General features: G+C 75.0%; 19 protein-coding genes. 6 read left to right on the plus strand and 13 right to left on the minus strand.

The window, feature by feature from the left end; all coding sequences use genetic code 11:
• Positions 1–129: 129 nt before the first annotated feature.
• The 4 genes from AFM16_RS05855 to AFM16_RS05870 all read left to right on the plus strand — a co-directional run bounded on the left by AFM16_RS05855 (position 130) and on the right by AFM16_RS05870 (position 8,141).
• Positions 130–1,290: an ATP-binding protein gene (locus AFM16_RS05855; protein WP_078632659.1), complete on the plus strand. Its 1,161-nt coding sequence runs from the start codon at positions 130–132 to the stop codon at positions 1,288–1,290.
• Complete coding sequence (locus AFM16_RS05860; RefSeq protein WP_078632660.1) at positions 1,287–4,916, plus strand: vWA domain-containing protein; 3,630 nt, start codon at positions 1,287–1,289, stop codon at positions 4,914–4,916. Before AFM16_RS05855 ends, AFM16_RS05860 begins: the two co-directional genes overlap by 4 nt.
• A gap of 11 nt (positions 4,917–4,927) precedes the next feature.
• Complete coding sequence (locus tag AFM16_RS05865) at positions 4,928–6,841, plus strand: hypothetical protein (protein ID WP_030786538.1); 1,914 nt, start codon at positions 4,928–4,930, stop codon at positions 6,839–6,841.
• Positions 6,842–6,974: 133 nt separating this feature from the next.
• Complete coding sequence (locus tag AFM16_RS05870; RefSeq protein WP_078632661.1) at positions 6,975–8,141, plus strand: serine hydrolase; 1,167 nt, start codon at positions 6,975–6,977, stop codon at positions 8,139–8,141.
• A gap of 26 nt (positions 8,142–8,167) precedes the next feature.
• Here AFM16_RS05870 and AFM16_RS05875 read toward each other — a convergent pair whose 3' ends face one another.
• Genes AFM16_RS05875 through ispH form a run of 13 tightly spaced genes read right to left on the minus strand, consistent with a single transcriptional unit; the run spans position 8,168 to position 22,147 of the window.
• Positions 8,168–8,827 carry a class I SAM-dependent methyltransferase gene (locus AFM16_RS05875; protein ID WP_078632662.1) on the minus strand — a complete coding sequence of 220 codons (660 nt, stop codon included), beginning with the start codon at positions 8,825–8,827 and terminating at the stop codon, positions 8,168–8,170.
• Positions 8,824–10,287, minus strand: coding sequence for an NAD(P)/FAD-dependent oxidoreductase (locus AFM16_RS05880; protein WP_078632663.1), 1,464 nt, complete (start codon positions 10,285–10,287; stop codon positions 8,824–8,826). The genes AFM16_RS05875 and AFM16_RS05880 overlap by 4 nt, the downstream gene beginning before the upstream one ends.
• A 16-nt stretch (positions 10,288–10,303) precedes the next feature.
• Positions 10,304–11,245 (minus strand): alpha/beta hydrolase, encoded by a 942-nt coding sequence (locus AFM16_RS05885; RefSeq protein ID WP_078632664.1) that lies wholly within the window; start codon positions 11,243–11,245, stop codon positions 10,304–10,306.
• Between the two features lie 52 nt (positions 11,246–11,297).
• Positions 11,298–12,455 carry a flavodoxin-dependent (E)-4-hydroxy-3-methylbut-2-enyl-diphosphate synthase gene (gene ispG / locus AFM16_RS05890; RefSeq protein ID WP_078632665.1) on the minus strand — a complete coding sequence of 386 codons (1,158 nt, stop codon included), beginning with the start codon at positions 12,453–12,455 and terminating at the stop codon, positions 11,298–11,300.
• On the minus strand, positions 12,455–14,368 hold the full coding sequence (gene dxs / locus AFM16_RS05895; protein WP_078636853.1) for a 1-deoxy-D-xylulose-5-phosphate synthase: 1,914 nt from the start codon (positions 14,366–14,368) through the stop codon (positions 12,455–12,457). Before dxs ends, ispG begins: the two co-directional genes overlap by 1 nt.
• A gap of 26 nt (positions 14,369–14,394) precedes the next feature.
• A complete protein-coding gene (locus AFM16_RS05900; RefSeq protein ID WP_078632666.1) occupies positions 14,395–14,841 on the minus strand; it encodes a DUF6917 domain-containing protein in 447 nt (148 codons plus the stop codon).
• On the minus strand, positions 14,838–15,770 hold the full coding sequence (locus AFM16_RS05905) for a Gfo/Idh/MocA family protein (protein ID WP_078632667.1): 933 nt from the start codon (positions 15,768–15,770) through the stop codon (positions 14,838–14,840). Before AFM16_RS05905 ends, AFM16_RS05900 begins: the two co-directional genes overlap by 4 nt.
• Entirely contained in the window at positions 15,767–16,897 is a 1,131-nt protein-coding gene (locus AFM16_RS05910) for an Ldh family oxidoreductase (RefSeq protein WP_078632668.1), read from the minus strand. The genes AFM16_RS05905 and AFM16_RS05910 overlap by 4 nt, the downstream gene beginning before the upstream one ends.
• Entirely contained in the window at positions 16,894–18,195 is a 1,302-nt protein-coding gene (locus tag AFM16_RS05915; RefSeq protein WP_078632669.1) for a M20/M25/M40 family metallo-hydrolase, read from the minus strand. The genes AFM16_RS05910 and AFM16_RS05915 overlap by 4 nt, the downstream gene beginning before the upstream one ends.
• Positions 18,192–19,136, minus strand: a complete 945-nt coding sequence (locus tag AFM16_RS05920) for a sugar phosphate isomerase/epimerase family protein (RefSeq protein WP_078632670.1) — start codon at positions 19,134–19,136, stop codon at positions 18,192–18,194. Before AFM16_RS05920 ends, AFM16_RS05915 begins: the two co-directional genes overlap by 4 nt.
• Positions 19,126–20,178: a Gfo/Idh/MocA family oxidoreductase gene (locus AFM16_RS05925; protein ID WP_030786502.1), complete on the minus strand. Its 1,053-nt coding sequence runs from the start codon at positions 20,176–20,178 to the stop codon at positions 19,126–19,128. Before AFM16_RS05925 ends, AFM16_RS05920 begins: the two co-directional genes overlap by 11 nt.
• Before the next feature lie 17 nt (positions 20,179–20,195).
• Positions 20,196–21,227 (minus strand): polyprenyl synthetase family protein, encoded by a 1,032-nt coding sequence (locus AFM16_RS05930; RefSeq protein ID WP_078632671.1) that lies wholly within the window; start codon positions 21,225–21,227, stop codon positions 20,196–20,198.
• On the minus strand, positions 21,224–22,147 hold the full coding sequence (gene ispH, locus AFM16_RS05935) for a 4-hydroxy-3-methylbut-2-enyl diphosphate reductase (RefSeq protein WP_078632672.1): 924 nt from the start codon (positions 22,145–22,147) through the stop codon (positions 21,224–21,226). The genes AFM16_RS05930 and ispH overlap by 4 nt, the downstream gene beginning before the upstream one ends.
• A 375-nt stretch (positions 22,148–22,522) precedes the next feature.
• On the opposite strand from ispH, the gene AFM16_RS05940 reads away from it, so the two are divergent.
• Both AFM16_RS05940 and AFM16_RS05945 read left to right on the plus strand, forming a co-directional pair.
• A complete protein-coding gene (locus tag AFM16_RS05940; RefSeq protein WP_107419035.1) occupies positions 22,523–23,728 on the plus strand; it encodes a DegT/DnrJ/EryC1/StrS family aminotransferase in 1,206 nt (401 codons plus the stop codon).
• The gene (locus AFM16_RS05945; RefSeq protein WP_078632673.1) at positions 23,725–24,843 is read left to right on the plus strand and encodes a DegT/DnrJ/EryC1/StrS family aminotransferase; all 1,119 of its coding nucleotides are present in this window, start codon (positions 23,725–23,727) and stop codon (positions 24,841–24,843) included. The genes AFM16_RS05940 and AFM16_RS05945 overlap by 4 nt, the downstream gene beginning before the upstream one ends.
• Positions 24,844–24,880 lie beyond the last annotated feature (37 nt).

The following is a 24,880-nucleotide window of genomic DNA, read 5'->3' on the forward strand; positions in this document are numbered from 1 at the left end:
GGCTCTTCGTCCCGGTGCCCGGACCCCGGTGATCGCCCGGCCCCGCCGCCCCACCATCCTGAGCACGACAGACCGACCCGCCCGGCAAACCTGAGCACGACAGACCGACCTACCCAGCAAGGAACCTCCATGCCTCCGACCGACACGGCGACGGCCATCCCGGCCCGGCAGACCCTGCCCGCCGAAGAGCGCCACGCCACCGAACTCGCCTTCCTCGCCGCCCAGGACGAGGGGCCCCGCCCGCCCGGCTGGCGGCTCACGCCGCGCGCCGTGATCACCTTCGTCTGCGGCAGCGGCGGCGAGGCCCTGAAGCTGCCCAAGCCGCACGAGACGCTGCCCGACCGGCTGGTGATCGCCCCCAAGTTCGTCGGCGAACGCGCCCTCGTGGAGCGGTGCGTGGTCACCCTCGCCGGTGAGCGCGGGCTGCTGCTCGTCGGCGAGCCCGGTACCGCCAAGTCGATGCTGTCCGAGCTGCTGTCGGCCGCCGTCAGCGGCACCAGCGCGCTCACCGTGCAGGGCACCGCCGGCACCACCGAGGACGCCCTGCGCTACGGCTGGAACTACGCCCTGCTGCTCGCCCAGGGCCCGACCCCGCAGGCGCTGGTCGACTCGCCGGTGCTCAGCGCGATGCGCACCGGCCGGGTGGCCCGGGTCGAGGAGATCACCCGCTGTCTGCCCGAGGTGCAGGACGCCCTGGTGTCGATCCTGTCCGACCGGCGGATCAGCGTGCCCGAGCTGTCCGGCACCGACGACGCCCAGGTGGCCGCCGTGCCCGGGTTCACCGTCATCGCCACGGCCAACCTGCGCGACCGCGGTGTCTCGGAGATGTCCGCCGCCCTCAAGCGCCGCTTCAACTTCGAGACGGTGCACCCGATCGCCGACGTCGACGCCGAGACCGCCCTGGTCCGGCGCCAGGCGACGGCGGCCGTCGAGCGGGCGGGCGCGGCCTTCGGGGTCGACGACGCGGTCCTCGACGTGCTCGTCACCGTCTTCCGCGATCTGCGGGCCGGCCGCTCCGCCGAGGGCTGGGACGTGGAGCGTCCGGGCACCGTGATGTCGACCGCGGAGGCCGTGCAGGTCGCCACCTCGCTCGGCGTGGCCACCGCCTATCTGCCCGGCGGGGACGCCCTCGACCTCGTCCCCGGGCATCTGCTCGGCGTGGTCCGCAAGGACGACCCGGCCGATCACGCGCGGCTGCTCGGCTACTGGGACGGCCCGGTGCGCCGCCGTGCCGAGGACGGCTCGGCGACCTGGCGCCGTCTCTGGGACCTGCGGGAGAACCTCCGGTGACCCTCGCTCAGGACCCGCGGGAGGCCGTCGAGGCCCTCGCCGACTCCGCGGCGCCGTATCTGCTGGGGGTACGGCACCACAGCCCGGCGCTGGCCGCGGCGGTCCCCGCCCTGCTCGACGCCTCCGGCGCCGAGGTCGTGTGCGTGGAGCTGCCCGCCGACTTCCAGCCGTGGCTCACCCATCTCGCCGCCCCCGGCACGCTGGCGCCGGTGGCGCTGGCCGGGGCGGGCGAGGGCGGGCGGCTCGGCTTCTACCCGTTCGCCGACTTCTCCCCCGAACTCGCCGCCGTCCGCTGGGCGCGGGAGCGCGGGGTGGAGGTCATGTGCTGCGACCTGCCGATGTCCGACCCGGCGTGGAACGGCGGCGAGCGTGCCGTCCCCGCCGACGACACCCGACCCGACCCCGCCGGACACACGCGCACCGTCCTCGCCGAGGCGGAGCCGACGGCGCTCCCCGCGCCCACCTTCGCGGACGCGCTCACGGCCGCCGGGACCGGGCGGGACGGCGACGATCTGTGGGACCGCTGTGTGGAGGTGCTCGCGCCGGGCTGCCCGCCCGAGGCGATCCGGCGGGCCGCCCTCGGAGTGGGCTGGGCGCTGCGCCGTGACGCCGAGTCGGCGGGCGGGGTGCCGTCGGTCGACCTGGCCCGCGAGCGGCACATGCGCGCCACGATCGCGCACGCCGCGACGGGCGGGCGCCGGGTCGCGGCGGTCGTCGGCGCCTTCCACGCACCGGCGTTGACGCCGGGGGCAGGGGGCGCGGGCACCGTCACGGACGCGGTCCCGGATCCGGCGGGCACGACGGCGGGCGCGCCCCCGGCCGTGTCGGCGGCCGGTGCCGAGCAGGCCGTCGTCACCTCGCTCGTCCCGTACTCCTTCGATCTGCTGGACTCCCGTTCCGGCTACCCCGCCGGGATCCGCGACCCGCGCTGGCAGCAGGCGGTGTTCACGGCCGGCGGCGACCCCGAACTGCTGCACGGCGCGGCGGCCCGGGCGATCACCGACGTGTGCCGGGAGCTGCGGGCGGCCGGGCACACCGCGGGCACCGGCGAGGCCGCCGAGACCCTGCGCATGGCCTGCGACCTGGCCCGGGTGCGCGGCCTCGCGGCCCCCGGGCGGGGCGAGGTGCTGGAGGCGCTGACCACCGTCATGGGCCAGGGCGAGCCGCTCGGCCGCGGCCGGGCCCTCGCGCGGGCGCTCGAAGTGGTCCTGGTCGGCACCGACCGGGGCCGGATCGCGCCGGGCACCCCCCGCTCGGGCCTCGGCCCGTCCGTGGAGGCCGAGTTGACCGCGCTCAGGCTGCCGGGACCGGACGACCCCGCCGCGCGCGAACTGCGGCTCGACCCGTTCCGCTCCGCGCTGGACGGCCGGCGCGAGGTCCTGCTCCAGCGTCTCGCGGTGTGCGGCGCGGGCTACGGCGAGGCCGTGGAGGTGTCCGGCACGGGCGACGGCACGGCGCTCACCACCCGCTGGCGGCTGTCGTGGACCCCGGCCGTCCCGGTCCGCCTCGACCTGGCCGGGATCCGGGGCGTGACCGCGGCCCTGGCCGCCGAGGGCACCCTGCGCGAGACCTTCCGCCGTGAGTCGGCGGACGGCGGGCCCACGTGCGCGCTCGTCCTCACCGGCCTGCGCGCGGCCGCCCGCTGCGATCTGCCCGGGCTGGTCGACGAGCGGCTGGCCGACGCCGCCGCCGTCCTGCCGGCCGCCGCCACCCTGCCCGAACTCCTCGAAGCCCTCGACCTGTTGGAGGCGCTGCGCCGCGGTCATCTGCGGGGCACCACGGACGACAGCCGGCGGACGGCCGCCGAACTGGCCGCCGATCTGCTGGAGACGGCCGTCCGCGCCCTGCCCGGCCTCGCGGGCAGCGACCGGCCCGAGGACGCGGCCGCGCTGATCGCGCTGGCGTCACGGGCCGGCGACCACCGGCTCGGCCTGCGGATGGACGACGCGCTGGGCGCCCTCGCGCGCACCGGCTCCGCGCTCGTCCAGGGCGCCGCGCTCGCCGCCCGGGTGCTGCTCGACCTGGACGACGCCGAGGTGCTCGGCGCGCGGGCCGCCGGCTGGATCGACACCGCCACCGGGCCCGACGGACGGCTCGCGCTGGCCCGCCGGCTCGTGGGACTGCTCACCGGTGCCGCGCCGCTGCTCCAGTCGGCGCCGACCGCGCTCGACCCGCTGCTCGACCGCATCGACACCCTCACCGACCAGGGCTTCCTGGACCGGCTGCCCGCGCTGCGCGGCGGCTTCGACACGCTCAGCCCGGCCGGGCGCGGCCGGCTCCTCGACACCGTCACCGAGCGCCTGGGCGACCGCCTCGACCTGTCGCTCGGCGCCTCACCGGGACTCCTCGCCCTGTGGACGGCGGCCGACGCGGCGGGCCTGGCGGCGGTGACGTCCCTCGGCCTGCCGACGGGCGCACCGGAGGGGTCCGACGGGGGCGCCGGGATCGTCGTACCGGACGAGCCCGATCGCGCCGAAGACCCGGCGGGTGCGGAACAAGCACCCCGGGCCCTCTCCCCCACCGACCGCTGGCGGTTGCTGCTCGGGCGGGAGAGCGAGAAGCTGCCCGACGGTGCGCGGCGTTACGCGCACGCGCTGGACGAGCTGTACGGCGCCGGACGCGGCGAGGGCTCCTCGGACCTGAGCCGGGAGAGCGGCGCGGGCGGCGGTCAGGAGGCCGCCTTCCCCACCGCCCGCGAGTGGGCCGAGGAACTGGACGCGCTGTTCGGCGCCGAGGTCCGCGAAGAGGTCCTGGCGCGCGCCGCCGACCAGGGCCGCACCGATGTGCTGGCCGAACTGGACCCGGCGGCGGTGCGTCCCTCGGTCGATCTGCTGACCTCCGTGCTGTCCCTCGCCGGGGGCATGCCGGAAAGTCAACTGGCCAAGCTGCGGCCGCTGGTGCGCCGCCTGGTCGAGGAGCTGGCGAAGGAGCTGGCCACCCGGATGCGTCCGGCGCTGACCGGCCTGGCCACGCCGCGCCCGACCCGTCGCCCCGGCGGCCGGCTGGATCTGCCGCGCACCCTGCGCGCCAACCTCGCGACCACGCACCGTACGGCCGACGGCCGGACCGTGGTGGTCCCGGAGAAGCCGGTGTTCAGCACCCGTTCCCGCACGGAGGCGGACTGGCGGCTGATCCTGGTGGTCGACGTGTCCGGGTCGATGGAGGCGTCGGTCGTCTGGTCGGCGCTGACCGCGGCCGTGCTGGGCGGGGTGCCCACCCTGTCCACGCACTTCCTGGCGTTCTCGACCGACGTGATCGATCTGACCGACCGGGTCGACGACCCGCTGTCGCTGCTGCTGGAGGTGCGGGTCGGCGGCGGTACGCACATCGCGGCCGGGCTGGCGCACGCCCGGTCCCTGGTGACCGTGCCCAGCCGGACGCTCGTGGTGGTGGTGAGCGACTTCGAGGAGGGCTACCCGCTGGGCGGACTGCTCGGCGAGGTACGGTCCCTCGCCTCCTCCGGGGTGCATCTGATGGGCTGCGCCGCCCTGGACGACACCGGCACGCCGCGCTACTCGGTGCCGGTCGCCCAGCAGCTCGTCGCGGCCGGGATGCCGGTCGCCGCCCTCAGTCCCCTCGCCCTCGCCCGCTGGGTGGGCGACCGCCTCCGCGGAGAGACCCGATGAACGCCGGCCCGATGAACGCCGAACTGCCCCCGGTGGCGCCCGAGGTGGTCGCCGCCGCCGTCGAGAGCCTGACCGCGCGGCTGCGCAAGAAGCTGGACGCGGCGATCGAGTCGTACGCGGCGCTGCCCGTCACCGCCGCCGACGGCGCCGTGCGGGTGCGCTGCGGGGAGGACGCCGAGGTCACCCTCACGCCGGGACCCTCCGGCGCGGTCACCGACGCCGCGCAGGCGGTGTGCGGCTGTCTGCTGGCGCCCCGGTGCCTGCACCGGGCCGCCGTGCTCGGCGCCTGCCCGGTGGCCGACGCGGAGGCGCTCACCGAACCGGCGGAGACCGGCGAACCGGCCTCGGTGGCGCCGGACACCGAGGGCGGCGCGACGGCCGACACGGCGGCCGGTACCGCCGAAGCCGAAGCCGACGGCGCCGACCCGTCCGCGTCGTCGTCCGACGCGCCCGCCCCTCCCACCCCCGCCCAGGTCACCGCCGCGGCCGGGCTGTGGGCGGCCGCCGCGGCCGTGCTCGCCGCCGGGGTGCCCGCCGCGGGCGCGGTGCCGCAGGCGGAGCTGTTGCGGGCCGCGCACACCGCCCGGCTGGCCGGGCTGCACCGCGCCGAGGCCGCGGCCCTGCGGGTCGTGCGCGGACTGCGCGGCGCCCGCGCCCGGCACGACGGCCACCGGCTCGCGGACCTGGTCGCCAATGTGCGCGAACTCCTGCTCACCACCGGCCTGTTGGCGGCGGCGGACCCGGATCCGGCGCTGGTCGGCACCGCCCGCCGCGCCTACCGGCCGGGCGGCGGGCTGCGGGTGCACGGGGTGTGCCGGGAGCCGGTGATCGCGGCGACCGGGTACGGCGGTGTCGTCACGCATCTCGTGTCCGAGGACGGCCGCTGGTTCTCCGTGGCCGACGTCAAGCCGGGCGGCCCGGCGCGGGCGCGGGGCGCGGCCACGGCGAGCGTGGCGCTCGGTTCGGGCACCCTGGACCACGCCCAGCTCTCCCGGGGCGGGCTGCTGATCTCCGGCGCGACACTCTCGCCGGACGGCCGGCTCGGCTCGGGCAAGGGAGTGCGGGCCACTCCGGCGCCCGGTCTGTCCTGGACGTCGGGCCCGCTCGCCGCGCTCTTCGCCCGTCCGCTGTCGGAGGCCGTCGCGGCCCGGCTGGCGGGGCCCGCGGGGCGGGATCCGGAGCGGTCCGAGCAGGCGGCGCGGGAGCTGATCGGCTGTGACGTGATCCTGGTCGGCGCGGCGGGCGACCAGTTGCTGGCCCGCGAGCTGACCCCCGGCCGGCCGGACGGCGAGGGCCTGCTGGTGCGGCTGGCCCCGGCCAACGGCCATCCCGACCTCGCCCATACGGCCAACTTCCGCCGCCTGGCCTCCCGGCCGGGGCTGCGGCTGCGGGTGCTCGGCCGGCTGGACCCCGACCGGGCCGCCACGCTCCGCCCGCTCGCGGTGGGCCCGGTGCCGGACGGCGGGGCGACCCTGCGGCTGCCCCCGGAGTGGCAGGGCCACGCCGATCTGGGCTACGACCGGATCCAGGGCGCGCACGTCCCGCCGCCGGAGGAGCTGCCCGCCGTCGGCGGTGTGGGGGCCGTACCGCCGGACCCGCTGGCGCAGGCTCCGCTGTGGCGGCTGCGGCGGCTGGTCGAGGTCGCCGTGTCCGGCGGCCGCCGGGCCGTCGCCGAACCGGCGCGCGACGGCGGCCGGGGCGACGGCGGGGCGGCGCTGCGGCGCACCGGTTTCCGGACGGCGGCGGACCTGTCGGCCGCGCTCTCGGCGGAGGCGGACCGCCGCGGCCGGGACGTGTTCGGCCGTACCGCCGAGGCCGACCCGGACCGGTACGCCCGGGCGTGGCTGGCCGCGGCCGTCTATCTGACGGGCACGGAACGGGCGTTGGTGCAGGCCACCTGGGAGCGGGAGGAGGCACACGCGTAGCCGGGGACCCTCGTACGTCTGAGGTTCACGGACGTGGCGGTGAGGCCGTGTACTGCTCATGACCGGTGACCCGGCGAACCCGCCGGGACCGGTGGTGCGGGCCGGGTCCATGAGGATCGGGGGATCCTGGGCCATGTACCCAACAGTCAGAGGCGGTTTCGTCCGGGGCGGCCTCGCGGCCGTCGTCCTGCGGTGGTGTCTGCTGGCCGCCGTCCTGGCCGGGGCGGCGGCGGCCCCCGCCCGCGCGGCCGGACCGCCGTCCGCCGAAGCGCGGGCGGCGCGGGCCGCCGCCGATGTCGTGGTCCCGCCGGGGGTGACCGCGGGGGTGGCGGTCTTCGACCGGCAGACCGGGACCTTCACCGAACAGCTCAACCCGCGGGCCCAGTTCCGGTCCGCGTCGGTGGTGAAGCTGCTCATCGCGCTCGACCATGTGTGGAACCGCGGCCCCGACCACACCCTGCCCGCCGCCGACCGGGCCCGTTTCGACCGCATGCTGCGCTCCAGCGACGACGACGCCGCATCCGCCTACTGGCGGGAGAACGGCGGCGCCGCGATCGTGACCCGGATGGCCGCGCGGCTCGGCCTCGCCGACACCGCGCCGCCGCCCGCCGGACAGTCCGGAACATGGGGCTACACGGCGCTGTCGGCGGCCGACACCGTGCGGATCTACCGCTATCTGCTGGACACCGCGCCCGCGCCGGTGCGCACGCTGGTCATGGGGGCGCTGCGGCAGTCCACGCGGTGCGGTACGGACGGGTTCGACCAGCGCTTCGGCATCCCGGCCTCCTTCGAGCGGCCGTGGGCGGTGAAGCAGGGCTGGTCGGGCTTCGGCGCGAGCGGCACCTGCGCGGACACGGTGGCCGCCGGTGCGGCCGCCGACGTGGACGTGACGCGGCGGGCGCTGCACACCACCGGGACGGTGGGCGCCGGTGACCGGTCGATCGTCGCCGTGTACACGCTCCAGCCGACGAGCACGTCCTTCGGCGCCGCCTACACCAGCGTCAACCGGCTGGTCCGGTCGCTGGACGTGCCCGGGGGCGTGCGGCCGGAGGGCACCTGGTTCGGCACCTGGGGGACGGACGTGCGGGTGCGGGCGGAGGCGAACACCTCGTCGGCCACGCTCACCCGGCTCCCGGCCGGGGTGGAGGTGCTGGTCCGCTGCCAGAAGCGGGGCGAGAGGGTGGCGGTGCCGCCGTACGAGAACGACTGGTGGGCCGAACTCCCGCTGTACGGCGGCTATACGACCAACATCTACTTCAGTTCGCCGGAGAACGAGCTGCCGGGCGTCCGGCTCTGCTGACGCCTCCGGCTCCGCCGCGCCCGTGGTTACCGGTCGCCGCCCGCTTTCTCCCCGACCGTCACGTACACCCAGCCGCCGTAGCGGGTCAGCGTGCGATGGCGGGCGGCGGCCTCCTCGACCGGCTCCCACGGGTGCCGCTGGACCATGCTGGTGTCGCCGCCGAACGGGGCGATCATCGGGCCGAGCGCGGGGATCAGCCGGTCCGGCCACCAGCGCGGCAGCCGGTAGTCCAGCACCACCCAGCGGCCGCCGGGGCTCAGCGCCTCGTAACCCCGCTCGACGATCTTGGCGTACTCGCCGATCAGGGTCAGCGAGAAGCAGGCGATGATCCCGCGGACGTCCTCCGGGTACTGGTACGTCGTCAGGTCGGCCTGCACCAGCTCGACCTGGGAGAGTCCGGCCCGCCGTACCCGGTCCTCGGCCTGTTCGAGCATGGCGTCGGTGAGGTCCACGCCGATCACCCGGCCGGTCGGTCCCACCGCCTCGGCGAGCAGCGGCAGGTTGTGGCCGGTACCGCAGCCGGCGTCGACGACGGTGTCGCCGGGGCGCAGGGCGAGCTGCTCCAGCGCCAGATGCTTGTAGGCCATGGTGCGCTGGCCGATGAGGTAGAGGCGATTGGACGTGAGGTCGTACCGCTTGGCCCGCTTGCGGTAGACCTCCACCATGCGCTGGGACTCGGTCGTCATGGGCGTTCCTCGGGGAGGCGGGCCCCCGCGGCCGGGCCGGGGGACGGGGCGGTCGGGGGCGAGGCGGAGGCGGGTGTGGCGGTCCGGGGGCCGCGCAGTACCGAGGCCAGCACCCGGGGCCGCAGCACGACCTGGGGCGGGGCCAGCAGATGCGTCATGTCGAACAGGGCGGTGGCCACGGTCCGGTCGGTGGTCGCCACCTTCAGGAGCCGGTCGGTGTAGCGCTTGCCGAGCCGGGCGGCGAGCGGCAGCGGGCCGTCGGCGGCGCCCGGGTACGCCAGGTCGGCGTTGCCCGAGAGCATCCAGGCGGCGTCGACACAGCGGGCGATGCCCTTGCGGAGCGGTCCGGTGAGGCCGGCCGGGATCCGTCCGGTGCCTCGGGTGCCCGCTCGCTCCAGGGCGCGGCGCAGCACGAGGGCGCTCATCCCGGCGACGGAGATGCCCTGTCCGTAGGCGGGGTTGAAGGCGCCGACGGCGTCGCCGAGGACGAGGAACCGGTCGGGCCAGCGCGTCAGCCGCTCGTAGTGGCGCCGGCGGTTCTCGGTGCGGCCCGAGCCGTAGACCTCGCCGAGGGGTTTGGCGTCGCGGATCGCGTCGTAGAGGACCGTGCTGCGCAGGCGTTTGGCGAAGTCGACGAAGCCGGCGTGGTCGAGGGGCGGGCGTTCGCCGCCGAGGCCGGCCACGGAGACCATCCAGCGGTCGTTCTCGATGGGGTTGAGGATGCCGGAGCGCGGTTCCTCGGGGGTGGACTGGAGCAGGACGCACTTCCAGTCGGCGGTGTGTCCGGGCGGGGGTTCGAAGACGCAGGTGGCGTAGGCGCAGCCGGCGTCGACGACGGTCTCCTCGGGGGCCTGGTGGCCGAGGTTCTGGAGCCAGGCGGGGGCGCGGGAGCCGCGTCCGGTGGCGTCCACGACGAGGTCGGCCTCGTGTTCGTAGGGCTCGCCCCAGCCCGTGCGGGCTGAGGAGTCGCGGTCGCGCAGCAGGACGCCGCGGACCGAGTCGCCGTGTCCCGCGACGAGTCCGACGGCCTCGGTCTCCTCGCGGAACTCCACGGCGGGCAGCTCCCGCAGCCGTCGGCGGACGGCCCAGTCGAGCAGGTCGCGGGAGCCGGACAGAACGGTGTGGCGGCTGTCGAAGCGGTCCACCCAGCCGCCCGCCACCAGGAGCAGCATGTCCTGCGGCATCCGGACCTCGACCATGCCGAGGTCGCGCAGGTCGTCGAGCAGGCCGGGCAGGAGCAGTTCGAGGGAGCGCTGTCCGGCGCCGAGCAGGTTGTGGGTGTGGCGGGCCTGGGGCACGCCGCGCCGCCAGCGCGGTGCGTCGGGGTAGCGGTCGCGCTCGACAAGCGTGACGCGGTCGACGTGCGGGGCGAGCGCGGCGGCCGCGCAGAGCCCGGCGAGGCTGCCGCCGAGCACCACGGCGTGGCTGCCGCCGGGCGGGCGGGCACCGGGGTCGGTCATGTCCTGCCCCTTCCTGTCACTCATGGGCGGCGGCCGGGCCCCGGCGGGCCAGCCACTCGTGGGCGGCCGCGTACCAGCTCGGGGCGGTGCGGTGGACGTTGAGGGAGTGGGCGGCGTCGGGGACGACGTACGCCTCCAGGTCGGTGGTGCCGGTGTAGAACTTGCGCTCGTGGGAGACGACGGACGCGGCGTCCTCGGTGGAGACCTCGCCGCCGCCGAAGAGCCGGTCCTCCCGGCCGACCACGAGCAGCACCGGCGCCCGTACCCCGGCGGCCGCCTCCGGCCGGTAGATGGCGTCGAGGGTGAAGCCCTCCCCCGCGGTGACGGTGGACTTGGTGTCCTCGTGCCAGGCGGACACGCCGGGGTCGACGCCGGGCGGGTGCTCGTAGAGGGCGGCGCGGCGGCCGGGCAGGGTGGTGAGGTAGTTCTCCGGCGGGCCGGTGGGGGCGAGGAGCGGGTCGGCGGCGGCCGGGTACAGCGCCGGGACCGCCTCCGGGTACAGCGGTCCGACGGCGTGCAGCAGGCCGGTGACGACGAGGGCGTCCAGGTCCTGGTGGCGGGCGGCCTCGATCAGGGCGATGCCGGAGCCGAGGGAGTGGCCGACGGCGACGACATGGCGGAAGGCGGGGATGCCGGGTGCGCCCTCGCGCAGGGCGGTGACGACCTGGTGCACGGCGTCGACGTTGCTGTCCACGGTGACCTGGTCGGCGGGCGGGTGCTCGCTGTCGCCGGTGCCCGGGCGGTCGAGGGCGAGCACGGCGTAGCCCTCGCCGACGGCGTGCCGGGTGTAGTCGAGGGCGCCGGGCGCGGTCCAGTAGCGGCGGTCGTAGGTGAGCCCCGGCAGCAGGAGCTGCACCGTGTCGGGCGGGTCACCGGCCGGGAGGAAGAGTTCCGCGCCGAGCCGCCAGGTGGTGCCGGGGGCGTGCGCGGGGGTGACGTCGAAGCTGACGGTGCTCATACGGAGTGCGCCCTTCTGCTGTGCTGGGTCGGCTGCCGGGGTGGGGTGGGGGTCAGAGGACGGTGACGTCCGGTTCCCCCGAGGGGACGCCGTCGGCCCGCATCCGCTCGGCGATCTTCAGGGCCTCCTCGACCAGGGTCTCGACGATCTTGGATTCGGGGACGGTCTTGACGACCTCGCCCTTGACGAAGATCTGGCCCTTGCCGTTGCCGGAGGCGACGCCGAGGTCGGCCTCGCGGGCCTCGCCGGGGCCGTTGACGACACAGCCCATGACGGCGACGCGCAACGGGACCTCCAGGCCGTCGAGCCCGGCGAGGACCCGGTCGGCGAGTGAGTAGACGTCGACCTGGGCGCGGCCGCAGGAGGGGCAGGAGACGATTTCCAGGCGGCGCTGGCGGAGGTTGAGGGATTCCAGGATCTGGATGCCGACCTTGACCTCCTCGGCGGGCGGCGCGCTCAGCGAGACCCGGATGGTGTCGCCGATGCCCTCGGAGAGCAGCGCGCCGAAGGCGACGGCGGACTTGATGGTGCCCTGGAAGGCGGGCCCGGCCTCGGTGACGCCGAGGTGGAGGGGGTAGTCGCACCGGGCGGCAAGCTGGCGGTAGGCGTCGACCATGACGACGGGGTCGTTGTGCTTGACGGAGATCTTGATGTCGCGGAAGCCGTGCTCCTCGAACAGCGAGCACTCCCACAGGGCGGATTCCACCAGCGCCTCGGGGGTGGCCTTGCCGTACTTCTTCAGCAGCCGCTGGTCGAGGGAGCCGGCGTTGACGCCGATCCGGATGGGGATGCCCGCGTCGGCGGCGGCCTTGGCGATCTCCTTGACCTTGTCGTCGAAGCGTTTGATGTTGCCGGGGTTGACGCGGACGGCGGCGCAGCCGGCGTCGATCGCGGCGAAGACGTACTTGGGCTGGAAGTGGATGTCGGCGATCACCGGGATCTTCGACTTGCGGGCGATCGCCGGGAGGGCCTCGGCGTCGTCCTGGGAGGGGCAGGCGACCCGGACGATCTGGCAGCCGGAGGCGGTGAGTTCGGCGATCTGCTGGAGGGTGGCGTCCACGTCGGCGGTGAGGGTGGTGGTCATGGACTGCACGGAGACCGGGGCGTCGCCGCCGACCGCGACGGAGCCGACCTGGATCTGCCGTGACGGGCGGCGGGGGGCGAGCCGGGCGGGCACGGCGGGCATGCCGAGCGCGACGGAGGTGGTCATCACACCGCTCCCTTCAGTGGCGGGTGTCCGGCGGCGTCGGTGACCGCGCGGCGGACCTGTTCGGCGATGCGCGCGCCCGACAGGCCGCACTCGTCGAGGAGTTCGGCGCGCGGGGCGTGCTCCAGGAAGCCGGTGGGCACACCGAGGGTGCGCAGTTCGCGCGGGGTGGTGCGGGCGTCGCGCAGGGCGGCCGCGAGGGTCTCGCCGACGCCGCCGGTGCGCAGGCCGTCCTCGGCGGTGACCACGACGTCGAACCGGCCGGCGAGTTCCACCAGCGCCCGGGGTACGGGTTTCACCCAGCCGGGGTCGACCACCGTGCAGCCGATGCCCAGTTCGGCGAGGTCCTGGGCGGCCGCCAGGCAGGCGCCGGCGAGCGCGCCGACGGCGACGAGCAGGGCGTCCTCGCCGGTACGGGCCAGCACGTCGACGGAGGTGGTTCCCTCCGGCCCCGTGATCCGGTCGAGCGCGGGCAGGTCGGCCGGCAGTGTGCCCTTGGGGTAGCGCAGCAGGGTCGGGGCGTCCTCGGTGCCGAGCGCCTCGTCGAGTTGACGGCGCAGGGTGGTCCGGTCGCGAGGAGCGGCGATCCGCAGGCCGGGCACGGCCTGGAGGGCGGCGAGGTCCCAGACGCCGTTGTGGGACGCCCCGTCGTCGCCGGTGATCCCGGCCCGGTCGAGGACGAAGGTGACCGGCAGCCGGTGCAGGGCGACGTCCATGATGACCTGGTCGAACGCCCGGTTGAGGAAGGTCGCGTAGACGCACACCACCGGGTGCAGTCCGCCCATGGCCATGCCGGCGGCGCAGGTCACCGCGTGCTGTTCGGCGATGCCGACGTCCACCACCCGGGCGGGCAGGGCGCGTTGCAGGGGCAGCAGACCGGCGGGCTCCAGCATCGCGGCGGTCAGGGCGACGACGTCGGGGCGCCGCTCCGCCTGGGCGAGGAGTTCCTCACCGAAGGCCGCCGTCCAGGTGGGTCCGGAGGATCCCGCGGGCCGGCCGGGGACGGGGGCGGCGCGTACGGCGTGGAAGCGGTCCCGGGTGTCCTCCTCGGCGGGCGCGTAGCCGCGGCCCTTCTCGGTGATGCAGTGCACCACCACCGAGCCGCCGAAGGCGCGGGCCCGGCGCAGGGCCGCCTCGACGGCCTCGCGGTCGTGGCCGTCGACGGGCCCGAGGTACTTCAGGCCGAGGTCCTCGTAGAGCGCCTGCGGGGTGAGGAAGTCCTTGAGGCCCTTCTTCGCACCGTGCAGGGCCCGGTAGACGGTGCCGCCGACGGCGGGCACGCCCTGGAGGGTGTACTTGGCGCGCTCCAGGAACTCCTCGTAGCCGCGCGACGTGCGCAGCGCCGCGAGGTGCTGGGCGAGACCGCCGACCGTGGGGGCGTAGGAGCGGGCGTTGTCGTTGATGACGACGACCAGCGGACGGCCGGGCGCGGCGGCGATGTTGTTGACGGCCTCCCAGGACATGCCGCCGGTGAGCGCGCCGTCGCCGATGACGGCGACGACATGGCCCGGGTCACCCCGGGTCTGGCGGGCGTGGGCGAGGCCGTCGGCGTAGGACAGGGCCGTGGAGGCGTGCGAGTTCTCCACCAGGTCGTGTTCGGACTCGGCGCGGCTCGGGTAGCCGGACATGCCGCCGCGGGTGCGCAGGGTGGCGAAGTCGGCGGCCCGGCCGGTGAGGAGCTTGTGCACGTACGCCTGGTGGCCGGTGTCCCAGACCAGGCTGTCACGGGGCGAGTCGAAGACGCGGTGCAGGGCGATGGTCAGCTCCACGACGCCCAGGTTGGGGCCGAGGTGGCCGCCGTTGCGGGTGACGCGTTCGATGAGCAGGGCCCTGATCTCGTCGGCGAGCCGGTCGAGGTCGAGGGGGTCGAGGCCGCGCAGGTCGGCCGGGGACTTGACGCGTTCCAGCAGTTCCAAGGTCGGCTCCTCGTTCCCGTCCACGGTCAGCTCCTCGTTCCCACGGGCCGCTGCCCGCGCACCCCGGCCGTGACCTGCCGGAAGGACACCGGGGTCTCGGGGCGCAGGCCCAGGTCGGGGCCCGTGACCAGGGCGTCCACGGCGATCAGCACGTTGTAGTGGTTGGGGAAGTGGCAGGCGTCGAAGCCGAGCACGGTGCCGACGAGCCTCCCGTCCACCCACACCTCGTCGCCCCGGTCGAGGACCCCGGCGCCCTGGATCTCGGCGAAGCCGAGGAAGCCGACCCGGTCGATGCGGGCGCCGGGCGGGCTGTCGGCCTGGTCGGTGGTGACGAGTTCGTGCACCTCGCCGACGCGGACGCAGCGGCTGGTGAACTCCTCCAGGCGCATGCCGCGGTCCTCGCGGCGGTGGGTCAGGACCTTGACGACGGTGGCGTGCACGGCGCGTTTGGCACCGTCCTCGCGGGGGTTCACCGGAGGGCTCCTTCCGCGCGGTAGACGGCGTCGACGAGTTCGAGGGCGGCCAGTCCGTCGTCGGCGGCGTCCCGGCCGGTGCGCAGCCGGGTGTCGAAGTCGCCGAGCACGCCGACGTACTCGTGCCAGAGGGAGCCCTTGAACTCGGGGTGCCCGGCGAGCATGTCGGCGGACAGCCGGGTGCCGTCGGTGAGTTCGACGGTGACGTCCTTGACCTCGCCGTCGTAGGACCAGTCGAGTTCGACCCGGGCGCCGGCCCCGGAGGGGGCGCGCAGGGCGATGTCGGCGCGGCGGTCGGTGCCCTGGGCGTCGCGGACGACGTCGGCCCCTTCCAGGGCGACGTCGCCGAGGAACAGCCGTACCAGGTCGAAGGCGTTGGGGCCGTTGTCGGCCACGCAGCCGCCGCCGCAGCGGTCGGCGTCGAGGTACCAGCGGTCGCTGCCCGCGTGGTCCTCGATGCGTTCGAGGTAGCGCACGGTCAGGGTGCGCACGGGGGCGTCGGCCGCCGTGACCTCCTGGAGCAGGCGCAGGACGGCGGAGTTGTAGCGGCGGTGGAAGGAGGTGAAGAGGGTGACGTCCTTGTCGCGGGCGAGCGCGGTGAGGGCGCGGCCGTCCTCGACGCGGGTGGCGAGGGGCTTCTCGACGCAGACGGCGACACCGGCGGCGAGGGCGTCGGCGCACACCGTGGCGTGCGCGTCGTTGGGGACGTTGACGACGACGGCGTCCACGGCGGCGTCGGCCAGCAGGTCCGTGTGGGCGGTGTACGTCTCGGCGGTGGTGCGGAACGGCTCCAGCGCGGCGGGCCGCAGATCGCAGACGGCGGTGAGGTCCACGCCGGGCAGCCGGTCGAAGGCGGCGACGTAGAACTTGGAGATGACGCCGAGGCCGATCAGGCCGATCCGGGTCGGCCGCCCGTCGGGGCGGGTCATCGGGCGGCCGCCTCGGGGAAGGCCAGGCCGCGTTCGGCGGCCAGGGCGGTGAGTTCGGCGTGGGCTTCGGCGGACAGCGGGACGCCGTGGGCGCGGCGGTGCTCGGCGGTCAGTTCCTCGGGGCGGCCCGGGTAGCTCACCGGGCGGGCCGGGTCGAGGGGCGGGCAGTCCAGGAGCGCGCCGAAGAGTCCCCCGGCGTCGGCGAGGAAGTCCGGTCCGGAGCGCAGCGCGCCCGGGGCCAGGACGAGGGCGGTCAGGCCGATGTCGTCGTCGCGTCCGGAGGGCCGTCCGTCGCCGGTGAGGGCCTCGGGGGCGGGGCCGAGGCCGGCGCCGGGCACCAGCGCGGCCAGCACCTCGACCATCAGGCCGAGCCCGTAGCCCTTGTAGGCGCCGGTGGCGGGGTCGCCGCCGAGCCAGCGCAGGAAGCCCTCGCCGGTGTCCAGGGCGTGGGGGTCGGTGACCGGGCGGCCCTCGGCGTCCTCCAGCCAGCCCGGCGGGATCGGTTCGCCGGCGCGGGCGGCGGCGCGCACCTTGCCGGTCGGCACCACGGTGGTGCTCATGTCCAGCACGTACGGCGGCCGGTCCCCCGCGGGGGCGGCGACGCTGAACGGGTTGGTGCCGAGCATCGCGGCACGGCCGCCCGGCGGGCGGGCGATGCGCTGCCGGCCGCAGTTGGAGGCGAGGACGGCGACCATGCCGCGCCGGGCGATCCGGGCCGTGTGGTAGCCGGCGCAGCCGAAGTGGGTGGCGTCGCGCATGGTCACCAGGGCGATCCCGGTCTCCTCGGCGCGGTCGGCGGCCAGCTCCAGGGCCTCGGTCGCCGCCCACAGGCCCAGGGAGCGGCGGCCGTCGAGGAGGACGGCGGCACCGGTGTCGGTGATCTTCTCCGGTTCCGCGCCGGCGTCGATCCGCCCGGCGTCCAGGGCGGGCAGATAGAGCCGGGTCAGATTGGCGAGGCCGTGCGAGGTGAGCCCGGTGAGGTCGCCGTGGACCAGCGCCTCGGCGGCCGTGCGGGCCCGGTGGCCGGGCACCCCGCGGTCGGCGAAGACCTCGGCGGTGAAGGCCACGAGGGCGTCGTGGGCGACGCTCACCCCGTCGTGCGGCGGGGCGTCGGTCGGCTGGGTCACTGTCGTGTTCCTCCCGTGGCGGCGTGGTGCCGGGCGGCGAAGCGGACGAGGATCCCGCTCACCGCCCCGGCGAAGGCTTCGAGGTCGGACAGATCGGCGAACTCGCCTGCCGCGTGGGCGTGGTTGCGGCCGAGGTCGCCGGGGCCGAGGACGGCGGTGTACGCGCCGGGCAGTCCGGACGCCCACAACGCGTCGCAGGTGAAGGCCGGTTCGTCGGCGGGCCAGACGGTCAGCCCGGCGCCGTGCTCCAGCAGGCCGGCGGCCCAGGGGTCGTCGGCGGGCGCGAGCGCGGGCAGACCGCGCTTGTGCCACTCGACGCGGGTGATCGCGGCGGCGTCGGCGGCGGTGCGGGCCAGATCGCGGTGGGTGCCGTAGGCCCGGCTGAACTCCGCCAGCCCTTCCGCGACTTCGCGTTCCAGGTGGCCGGCGAGGGCCCGTCCGGTGGCGGAGTCGGGGTAGGAGCAGTTGAGCAGGAGGCGGCCGGTGCCGTAGACCCGGTTGTGGAGGTGGCCGGTGTGCAGTCCGGCGACGCAGACCTGGCCGCCCTCGGCCCGCTCCGGGAGCCGGGCGGCGAGCCGCTGGGCGAGGTGGCCGAGCAGGACGGTGGCGTTGTGTCCGGCGGCGGGCCGGTCGTCGATGGCGTCGTCGCCGTCGACCCGGACGCAGGCGGTCATCGCGGCGGTGGAGCGCGGCAGCAGCCGCATCCCGGTGGGTTCGCAGAACAGGTTGAGCCGGCCGTGGAAGCCGCGGCGGATCAGCGGACGGGTGCCGAACACGCCCATGGCGCCGCCCTCTTCACCGGACACGGCCTGGATCAGCACCCGGGTGCCGGCGGCGAGCCCCGGTGCGGTGTCGAGGGCCGCGCGCACCCCCGCGAGCAGGGCGACGGCGGGGCCCTTGGCGTCGATCGCGCCGCGCCCGGTGAACCGCTCCCCGTCGAACCCGACCGGTTCGCGGCCCGCGACGGTGTCGAGGTGCACGTTGAACATCACGGTGTCCGCGTGCGGCAGTTCGGGCCCGAGCGCCAGCACCAGAGAGGGCTGTACGGCGAGGAAGCCGGGCTCGTCCGCGACGGCCCGGCGCACGGCGAGCGGCACCTGATCGTCGGTCAGTTCGGCGGGGTCGGGCGCCGCGTGGTGCACGACGTCGAAGCCGAGGCGGCGCGCGGCGTCCGCGTAGACGCGCTGGGCCTCCCACAGCCGGGGCTCTGCGTCGTCCTCCAGGGGCCCGGCGGTGGGCAGTTCCAGCAGGCTCAGCAGCAACTCCCGTTCGACGGCGCTCAGTCGTACGGCGGTCATCGGGCCGCCTCCCGGGTGAGTCCGGCGGCGAGCGTCTCCAGGGCGCGTCCGTAGCGGACGAACTCGGCGACGCCGTCCTCGCCGGCGTCGGTGCGGCCCTCGTGGGGACGGACCGCCCGGTGCGGTTCGATGGACCAGACGCCGGTGTACCCGTGGCCGAGCAGCAGCCGCAGACAGTCCGCGACCCGGCAACTCCCCTCCCCCGGCAGGGTGTAGACCGGTTCGCCGTCCTCGGCACGGGCGTCCTTGATCTGCACGTGGTCGACCCGGTCGACCAGTTCGGTGAGCAGGTCGTACGCCTCGTAGCCGTAGGCCACTCCGTTGCCGGTGTCGAAGACCAGCCGCAGCGCCGGGCTGTCGACCTCGGCGAGCAGGCGCAGCGCGCGGGCCGCGTCGGCGCCGGCCCAGCCCGCGCAGTTCTCGTGCAGCAGGACAAGCCCGGCGTCCTCGGCCTGCCGGGCCAGGCGCCGCATCCGGTCGACGGTACGGCGGGCCCACTCCGGTTCGTCCAGGGGGGTGCCGGGGTCGTTGGGGTAGGACATCACGCGGACGTTCCGGGTGCCGAGCGCGGCGCACCGGGGGGCCAGGCGTGCCAGTTCGCCGCGGTCCAGCTCGAAGTCGCCGGTGATCGGGCGGGCCCAGTTGGCGATGCGGGAGTCCACGCACACGACGTCGAGCCGGGCCTCGCGCAGGGTCTCGGCGACCCGGTCGAAGGCGGCGTCGTCCAGGTCGGCCAGGGCGGTGCCGTCGACATCACGCAGCTCGATCGCGGACCAGCCCAGCAGACGATGGGCGCGGATCTGCCCCGCGAGACCGGGGGCCGCCTCGTCACCAATGCCGGCGAAACGGATGCCGGGGGGCGGGGCGGGGCGGGGGGCGGACCCAAAGGCGGAGGACGGGGAGGCGGAGGACGAGGAGGCGGCGGCGGTGTCAGCCCGCATGGCTCACCCGCCGTACCGGATGTCCCGCGGTCGGGGCGCCGGGCGTCGTGCCGGGCGGCCGGGCCGCCTCCTTGGCGTCGGCGAGCAGCTCCACCACCCGGGTGGCCAGGCGCAGTTGGGGTTCCAGGGCGGTGCCGTCGCGCAGCGCGCGGTAGGTGTCCACGAAGTACGCGGACAGCGCGTCGTCGGGGAAGACCTCCCAGGTCTCGGGCCGGCCGGTGCGGCTGAAGCGCAGTTGCGCGTAGTGGTCGTCCTCGGCGCCGGGGTAGTGCGCGACCGCGCGGCCGTCGGTGAACTCCAGTTGGATGCGGCGCTCGCGGACCGGGGCGGTGAGGTCGGAGACGATCCGGCTGGTGGCCTCGCGGTGGCGCAGGACCAGCGCGGCGCGGCCCATGCCGGGGACGACGGTGTCTCCGACGCGCATGTCGGCCAGCTCGGCGCCGGTCAGGACGGCGTCCCCGGCAAGCCGCAGGCAGACCCCGAGGGAGTGCGGGGGTTCGACGTCGAACGCGGTGGGATGGCCGCCGTCGGCCAGGGTGCGGCTCATCCGGGGCTTGCTCTGGGTGATGTCGATGGAGCGCAGCTCGCCGAGGTCGCCGTCCACGACGAGCCGGTCCAGGCGGGCGGTGAGTGAACTGGCCAGCCAGGGGGCGACGATCGCCAGGCGCAGCCGTTCGGCGCGGGCCAGGGCGACGATCTCGTGCACGTCCCGGCGTTCGACCGCGAGGGGCTTCTCCACGATGATCCGGCGGAACCCGGCGGCGGCCAGTTCGCGCAGCAGGCCGAGCCGGGCGACGGGCGGGGTGCACAGGTGGACGACGGTCCGCTCGGGGTCCAGCAGGGTGCGGGCCTCGGCGATCGAGGTCACGGGGCGCAGGTCGTCGGCGCGCGCGGGTGCCTCGGGGGCGAGCGGGTCGAAGGTGAGCACGGGGGCCGGGTCGAAAAGGTCGGGGTGCCGTCCCGCGGCGCGCAGCCGGCGCAGGACCGCCCCGTGCAGTCCGAGGCCCGCACGTCCGAGCCCGATGATCAGTGTCCGTTCCATGCGGGGTACGGCTCCTCTCAGCGGTCCCGGTAGGCCACGCGTGCGGTGAGGTCCGTCAGCTCGGCGCGCCAGCGGGGTTCCAGGGGCGCGTCGGCGACAGCTTGGCGGGCCTGCCCGACGAGGTGCGCGATGCGCTGTTCGACCTCGTCGGCGACGCCGGTCGTGACGAGCAGGTCGCGCATCCGGGCGGCACCGTCGGGTCCGGCGGGCGCGGCGGCGAGCTCCCTGATCCGTTCGTCGCGGCGGACGGCGAGGGTGAGCAGATAGCTCATCTTGAAGCGGTCGAAGTCCAGGCCGGTGGGCTTGCCGGTGTCCTCGGAGTCGCCGAAGGCGTCGATGAGGTCGTCGCGCAACTGGAACGCCTCGCCCAGCGGCAGGCCGTACGCCTCGAAGGCGTCGGCGAGGTCGGGCCGTCCCGCGAGGGCGGCGCCGAGCTGGAGGGGGCGGTGGATGGTGTAGCGGCCGGACTTGCAGACGGCGATCCAGCGGGAGAGTTCGGGGTCGGCGACGCCCTCGGCGGCCACGGCGATGTCGAGGTACTGGCCGACGGTGACCTCGACGCGGGTCTCGTCCCAGACGGCGCGGGCGGTGGCGGGCAGGTCGCGGGTGAGCCGGTCGGCGTAGACGTGCGCGAGGTCGGCGGCGAGGTTGGCGACGCCCTCGCCGTAGCGGCGGGGTTCGCCGCGCAGCAGCCGGGCGCGGTGGTCCTTGGCGTGCCGTTCGTGGGCGGTGACGGCGCCCCGGCGCAGCGGTGAGTCGTCGAGGACGTCGTCGCGCAACAGGGCGAAGCTGTGCAGGAGTTCGAGGGCGGCGGCCGCGTCGACGGCGCGCGGGTCGTCGGGGTCGCCGGCGGCGGCGAGGTGGCCGAGGAGGCAGAAGCGGGGGCGCAGCAGCTTGCCCTTGGCGGTGGTGATGGCGGTGACGGTGTCGACGAACGCGGCGCAGCGCGGGTCGACGGCGCTCCAGCGGGTGTTCTCCTCGGTGAGGACGGAGTGGATGCGCCGCTGGACGGCGTCCAGGGACCGGGTGAGGACGTCGTCGTCGCTCATGCCGTGCCTTTCAGTTGGGAAGGCAGTCCGAACACGATGTCCTCGGTGGCGGTCCGTTCGATCTCGACGGTGGCGTAGCCGAGGGCGGCGAGGCGGCGCAGCAGGCCCGAGACCAGGGTGCCGGGGGCGCTGGCGCCGGCGCTGACGCCGACCGAGTCCACTCCTTCGAGCCAGCTCTCGTCGAGGTCGTCCGGGCTGGGGACGAGATGGGCCGGTGTGCCGGCGTCGCGGGCGACCTCCACCATGCGGACGGAGTTGCTGGAGTTGGTGGAGCCGACGACGAGGACGAGGCCGGTGCGGGCGGCGACGGCCTTGACCGCGTTCTGGCGGTTCTGGCTGGCGTAGCAGATGTCGTCGCTGCCGGGGCCGCGCAGATCGTCGAACCGCTCCTCCATCGCCTCGATGATCTCCCTGGTCTCGTCCAGGGCGAGGGTGGTCTGGGTGAGGTAGGCGACGGGTGCGTCCCGGGGCAGGTCGAGGGCGTGCACCTCGTCCACGGTGCCGACGATCAGGGTGCGTTCGGGTGCCTCGCCGTAGGTGCCCTCGACCTCCTCGTGCTCGGCGTGGCCGATGAGGAGGATGGTGCGGCGGTCCTCGGCGAAGCGGCGGGACTCCTGGTGCACCTTGGAGACGAGGGGGCAGGTGGCGTCGATGACCTGGAGTTCGCGGTCGGCGGCACCGCGGCGGACGGCGGGCGAGACACCGTGCGCGGAGAAGACGCAGACCGCGCCGACCGGCACCTCGTCCTCGGAGTCCACGAACCGCGCGCCGCGGTTCTCGAGGTCGCGCACCACGTGTTCGTTGTGGACGATCTGCTTGCGTACGTAGACGGGAGGGCCGAAGCGTTCCAGGGCGGCCTCGACGATGTCGATGGCGCGCTGCACTCCCGCGCAGAAACTGCGGGGTTCGGCAAGAACCACGGTTTTCCCGGGAGTTGCCGTTTCGTCTTCCAGACGTTCGGAATTGTCCAGCGATTTCAAGGAGAGCACATCCTCTGTCACCCACTGACGGACACAGTCACAGGTGGTGCGGCGACGCGACGGCGCTCCGAGAAAACTGCGGTGGGGCGGGTCGGTGTGTCAAGCGCCGGTCGCCGGACGCTGCCGCCACGGCTGCTGGCCGGCTGTCATGTGACGTCCGTGACCTGCCTGTTCGCGGCGTCTTCGGGGTCGTATGACTGATACTTGCCGGGTCCGTGGGGCCGGTGCTGACAAGGGTTTGCCATTGCCGCCGGGAAAGCGAGCGGCTTAGCTTCGCACATCCATAACTCCGCCCGGTACACGGAGGATTACCGCGTGATCTCCCCCACCCGGAGCACCGAAAGCATCACCGGGACGGAATCCGGACACCCGGTTCCGTTCTTCACCCAGGCCGGTACGTTCGACGACTGCTGGCCGGACATCGAACGCCATCTGAACGAGATGTTCGACCGTGGAAAGTATTCGCACGGCCGGCAGGTGGCCGAACTGGAAAAGGCGCTCGCCGCGTACACCGGCGCCCGGCACGTGGTGGCGGTGAACAGCGGGACGGACGCGCTCGTGCTGCTGCTGCGGGCCTGCGGTGTCGGCCCCGGTGACGAGGTGGTCGTGCCGGCCTTCAGCTTCGTCGCCTCGGCGTCCTCGGTGGCGCTGGCCCGGGCCACCCCGGTCTTCGCCGACATCGACCCGGAGACCTACGCGCTGGACCCGGCGTCCGCCGAGGCGGCCGTCACCGCGCGCACCCGGGCGGTCATGCCGGTGCATCTGTTCTGGCAGTTGGCCGACATGGGGGCGATCGGCGCCCTGGCCGAACGGCACGGTCTGAAGGTGGTGGAGGACAGCGCCGAGGCGATCGGGATGCGCCGCGCCGGTGTCCACGCCGGGCTGCTGGGCGACGGCGGGGTGCTGTCGTTCTTCCCCACCAAGACCCTGGGCGCGCTCGGCGACGCGGGCGCCGTGCTGACGGACGACCCGGAGATCGCGGAGCGGGTGGCGATCCTGCGCCACCACGGCCGGATGGGCCGCACGGTGGACCACATCGCCGGTATCTCCAATCTGTCCGGGGCCTCCGGCACCAACAGCAAGATGGACGACATCCAGGCGTCCGTGCTGCTGGGCAAACTGCCCCGGCTGGACGCGGCGATCGCCCGGCGCGCGGAGCTGGCGGCGGCGTACACCGAGCTGCTGAGCGAGGTGCCGGGGGTGCTGCGGCTGCCCACGGTGAAGGTGCGGGACGTGCCGGCCGATCCGGTGTTCTACGTGTACGTGATCGAGGTGGAGCGGCGGGACGCGCTGGTCGAGCACCTCACCCGTGAGGGCGTGGGCACCGAGGTCTACTACCCGACGCCGCTGCACCTCCAGCCCTGCTTCGCCGAACTCGGCCACCGGCGGGGCGACTTCCCGCACGCGGAGGCCGCCTGCGAGCGCACCGTCGCGCTTCCCTTCCACCCCGACCTCGGCCTCGACGACGTCCAGCGGGTGTGCGAGGCCGTCCGCCGCTTCTACACGGGGGCCGCATCATGAGGACTCTGCCGTTCTTTCCCCCCGATCTGTTCGAGGAGGACCGCGAGGCGCTGCTGTCGGCGGTGCGCGAGCTGGGCACGGGCCCGGGTCAGCGGTTCATCCTCGGGGAGCGCACCGCCGAGCTGGAGGAGGCGCTGCGCGAGGAGACCGGCGCGGGTCATGTCGTCGCGTGTGCGAGCGGCACGGGGGCGCTGGAGCTGTCGGTGCGGGCGCTGGACATCGGGCCGGGCGACGAGGTGATCGTGCCGGCGTTCTGCTGTCAGCCGGTGGCCAGCGCGGTGGCGAACGCGGGCGCGACGCCGGTGTTCGCCGATGTCGACCCGTGGACCATGGTGCTGGACCCCGACGCGACGAAGTCGCTGATCACCGAGCGCACCAAGGCGCTGCTGCCGGCCCATGTCTTCTCGATCATGGCGGACATGGAGCGCCTCGGGGCGATCGCCCGTGAGCACGGGGTGGCGCTGATCGAGGACGCGGCGGTGGCGCAGGGCGCGGTCCTGGACGGCCGGCCCGCCGGCCGCTGGGGTGATGTCGGGGTCTTCTCCTTCTTCCAGGTCAAGGCGTTCGGCACGGCGGGCGAGGGCGGGGTGGTCCTCACCGACGACCCCGAACTGGCGCGCGCCGCGCGGATGTTGCGCAATCACGGGCAGGACGGTGTGCACCGGTTCCTGCACCACCGGATCGGTCTGAACAACCGGTTCGACGAGGTGCTCGCCGCCTTCCAGCTCCACCGGCTGGGCGGTTTCCCGGACCGGCTGGAGCGCCGGGCGCGGATCGCCGACTACTACACCGAGCGCTTCGAGCCGCTGCGCGAGCGCGGGGTGCTCGCCCCGCCGGCCGGGCGCAACGGCCGCTGCTACTACGTGTATTCGCTGCTGGTGGACCGGCGCGAGGACCTCCGCGCCTATCTGACGGAACATCAGATAGGCAGTCACATCTACTACCCCGTGCCGCTCCCCCGGCAGCCGGCCTTCGCGCCGTGGGCCGACCCGGAGGGCGTCTGGCCGAACGCGGAGCGGGCCTCCGCGCGCAACCTGGCCATCCCGATCTGGCCCCATCTGAGCGACGCCGAGGTGGAGTTCATCGCCGACACGGTCTGCGAGTTCTACGCATGACCGGGCGGGAGCCGTCCGGGGAGACCGTCACCGAGAG

The organism is Streptomyces antibioticus (genome assembly GCF_002019855.1).
GTDB classification, from domain to species: domain Bacteria; phylum Actinomycetota; class Actinomycetes; order Streptomycetales; family Streptomycetaceae; genus Streptomyces; species Streptomyces antibioticus_B.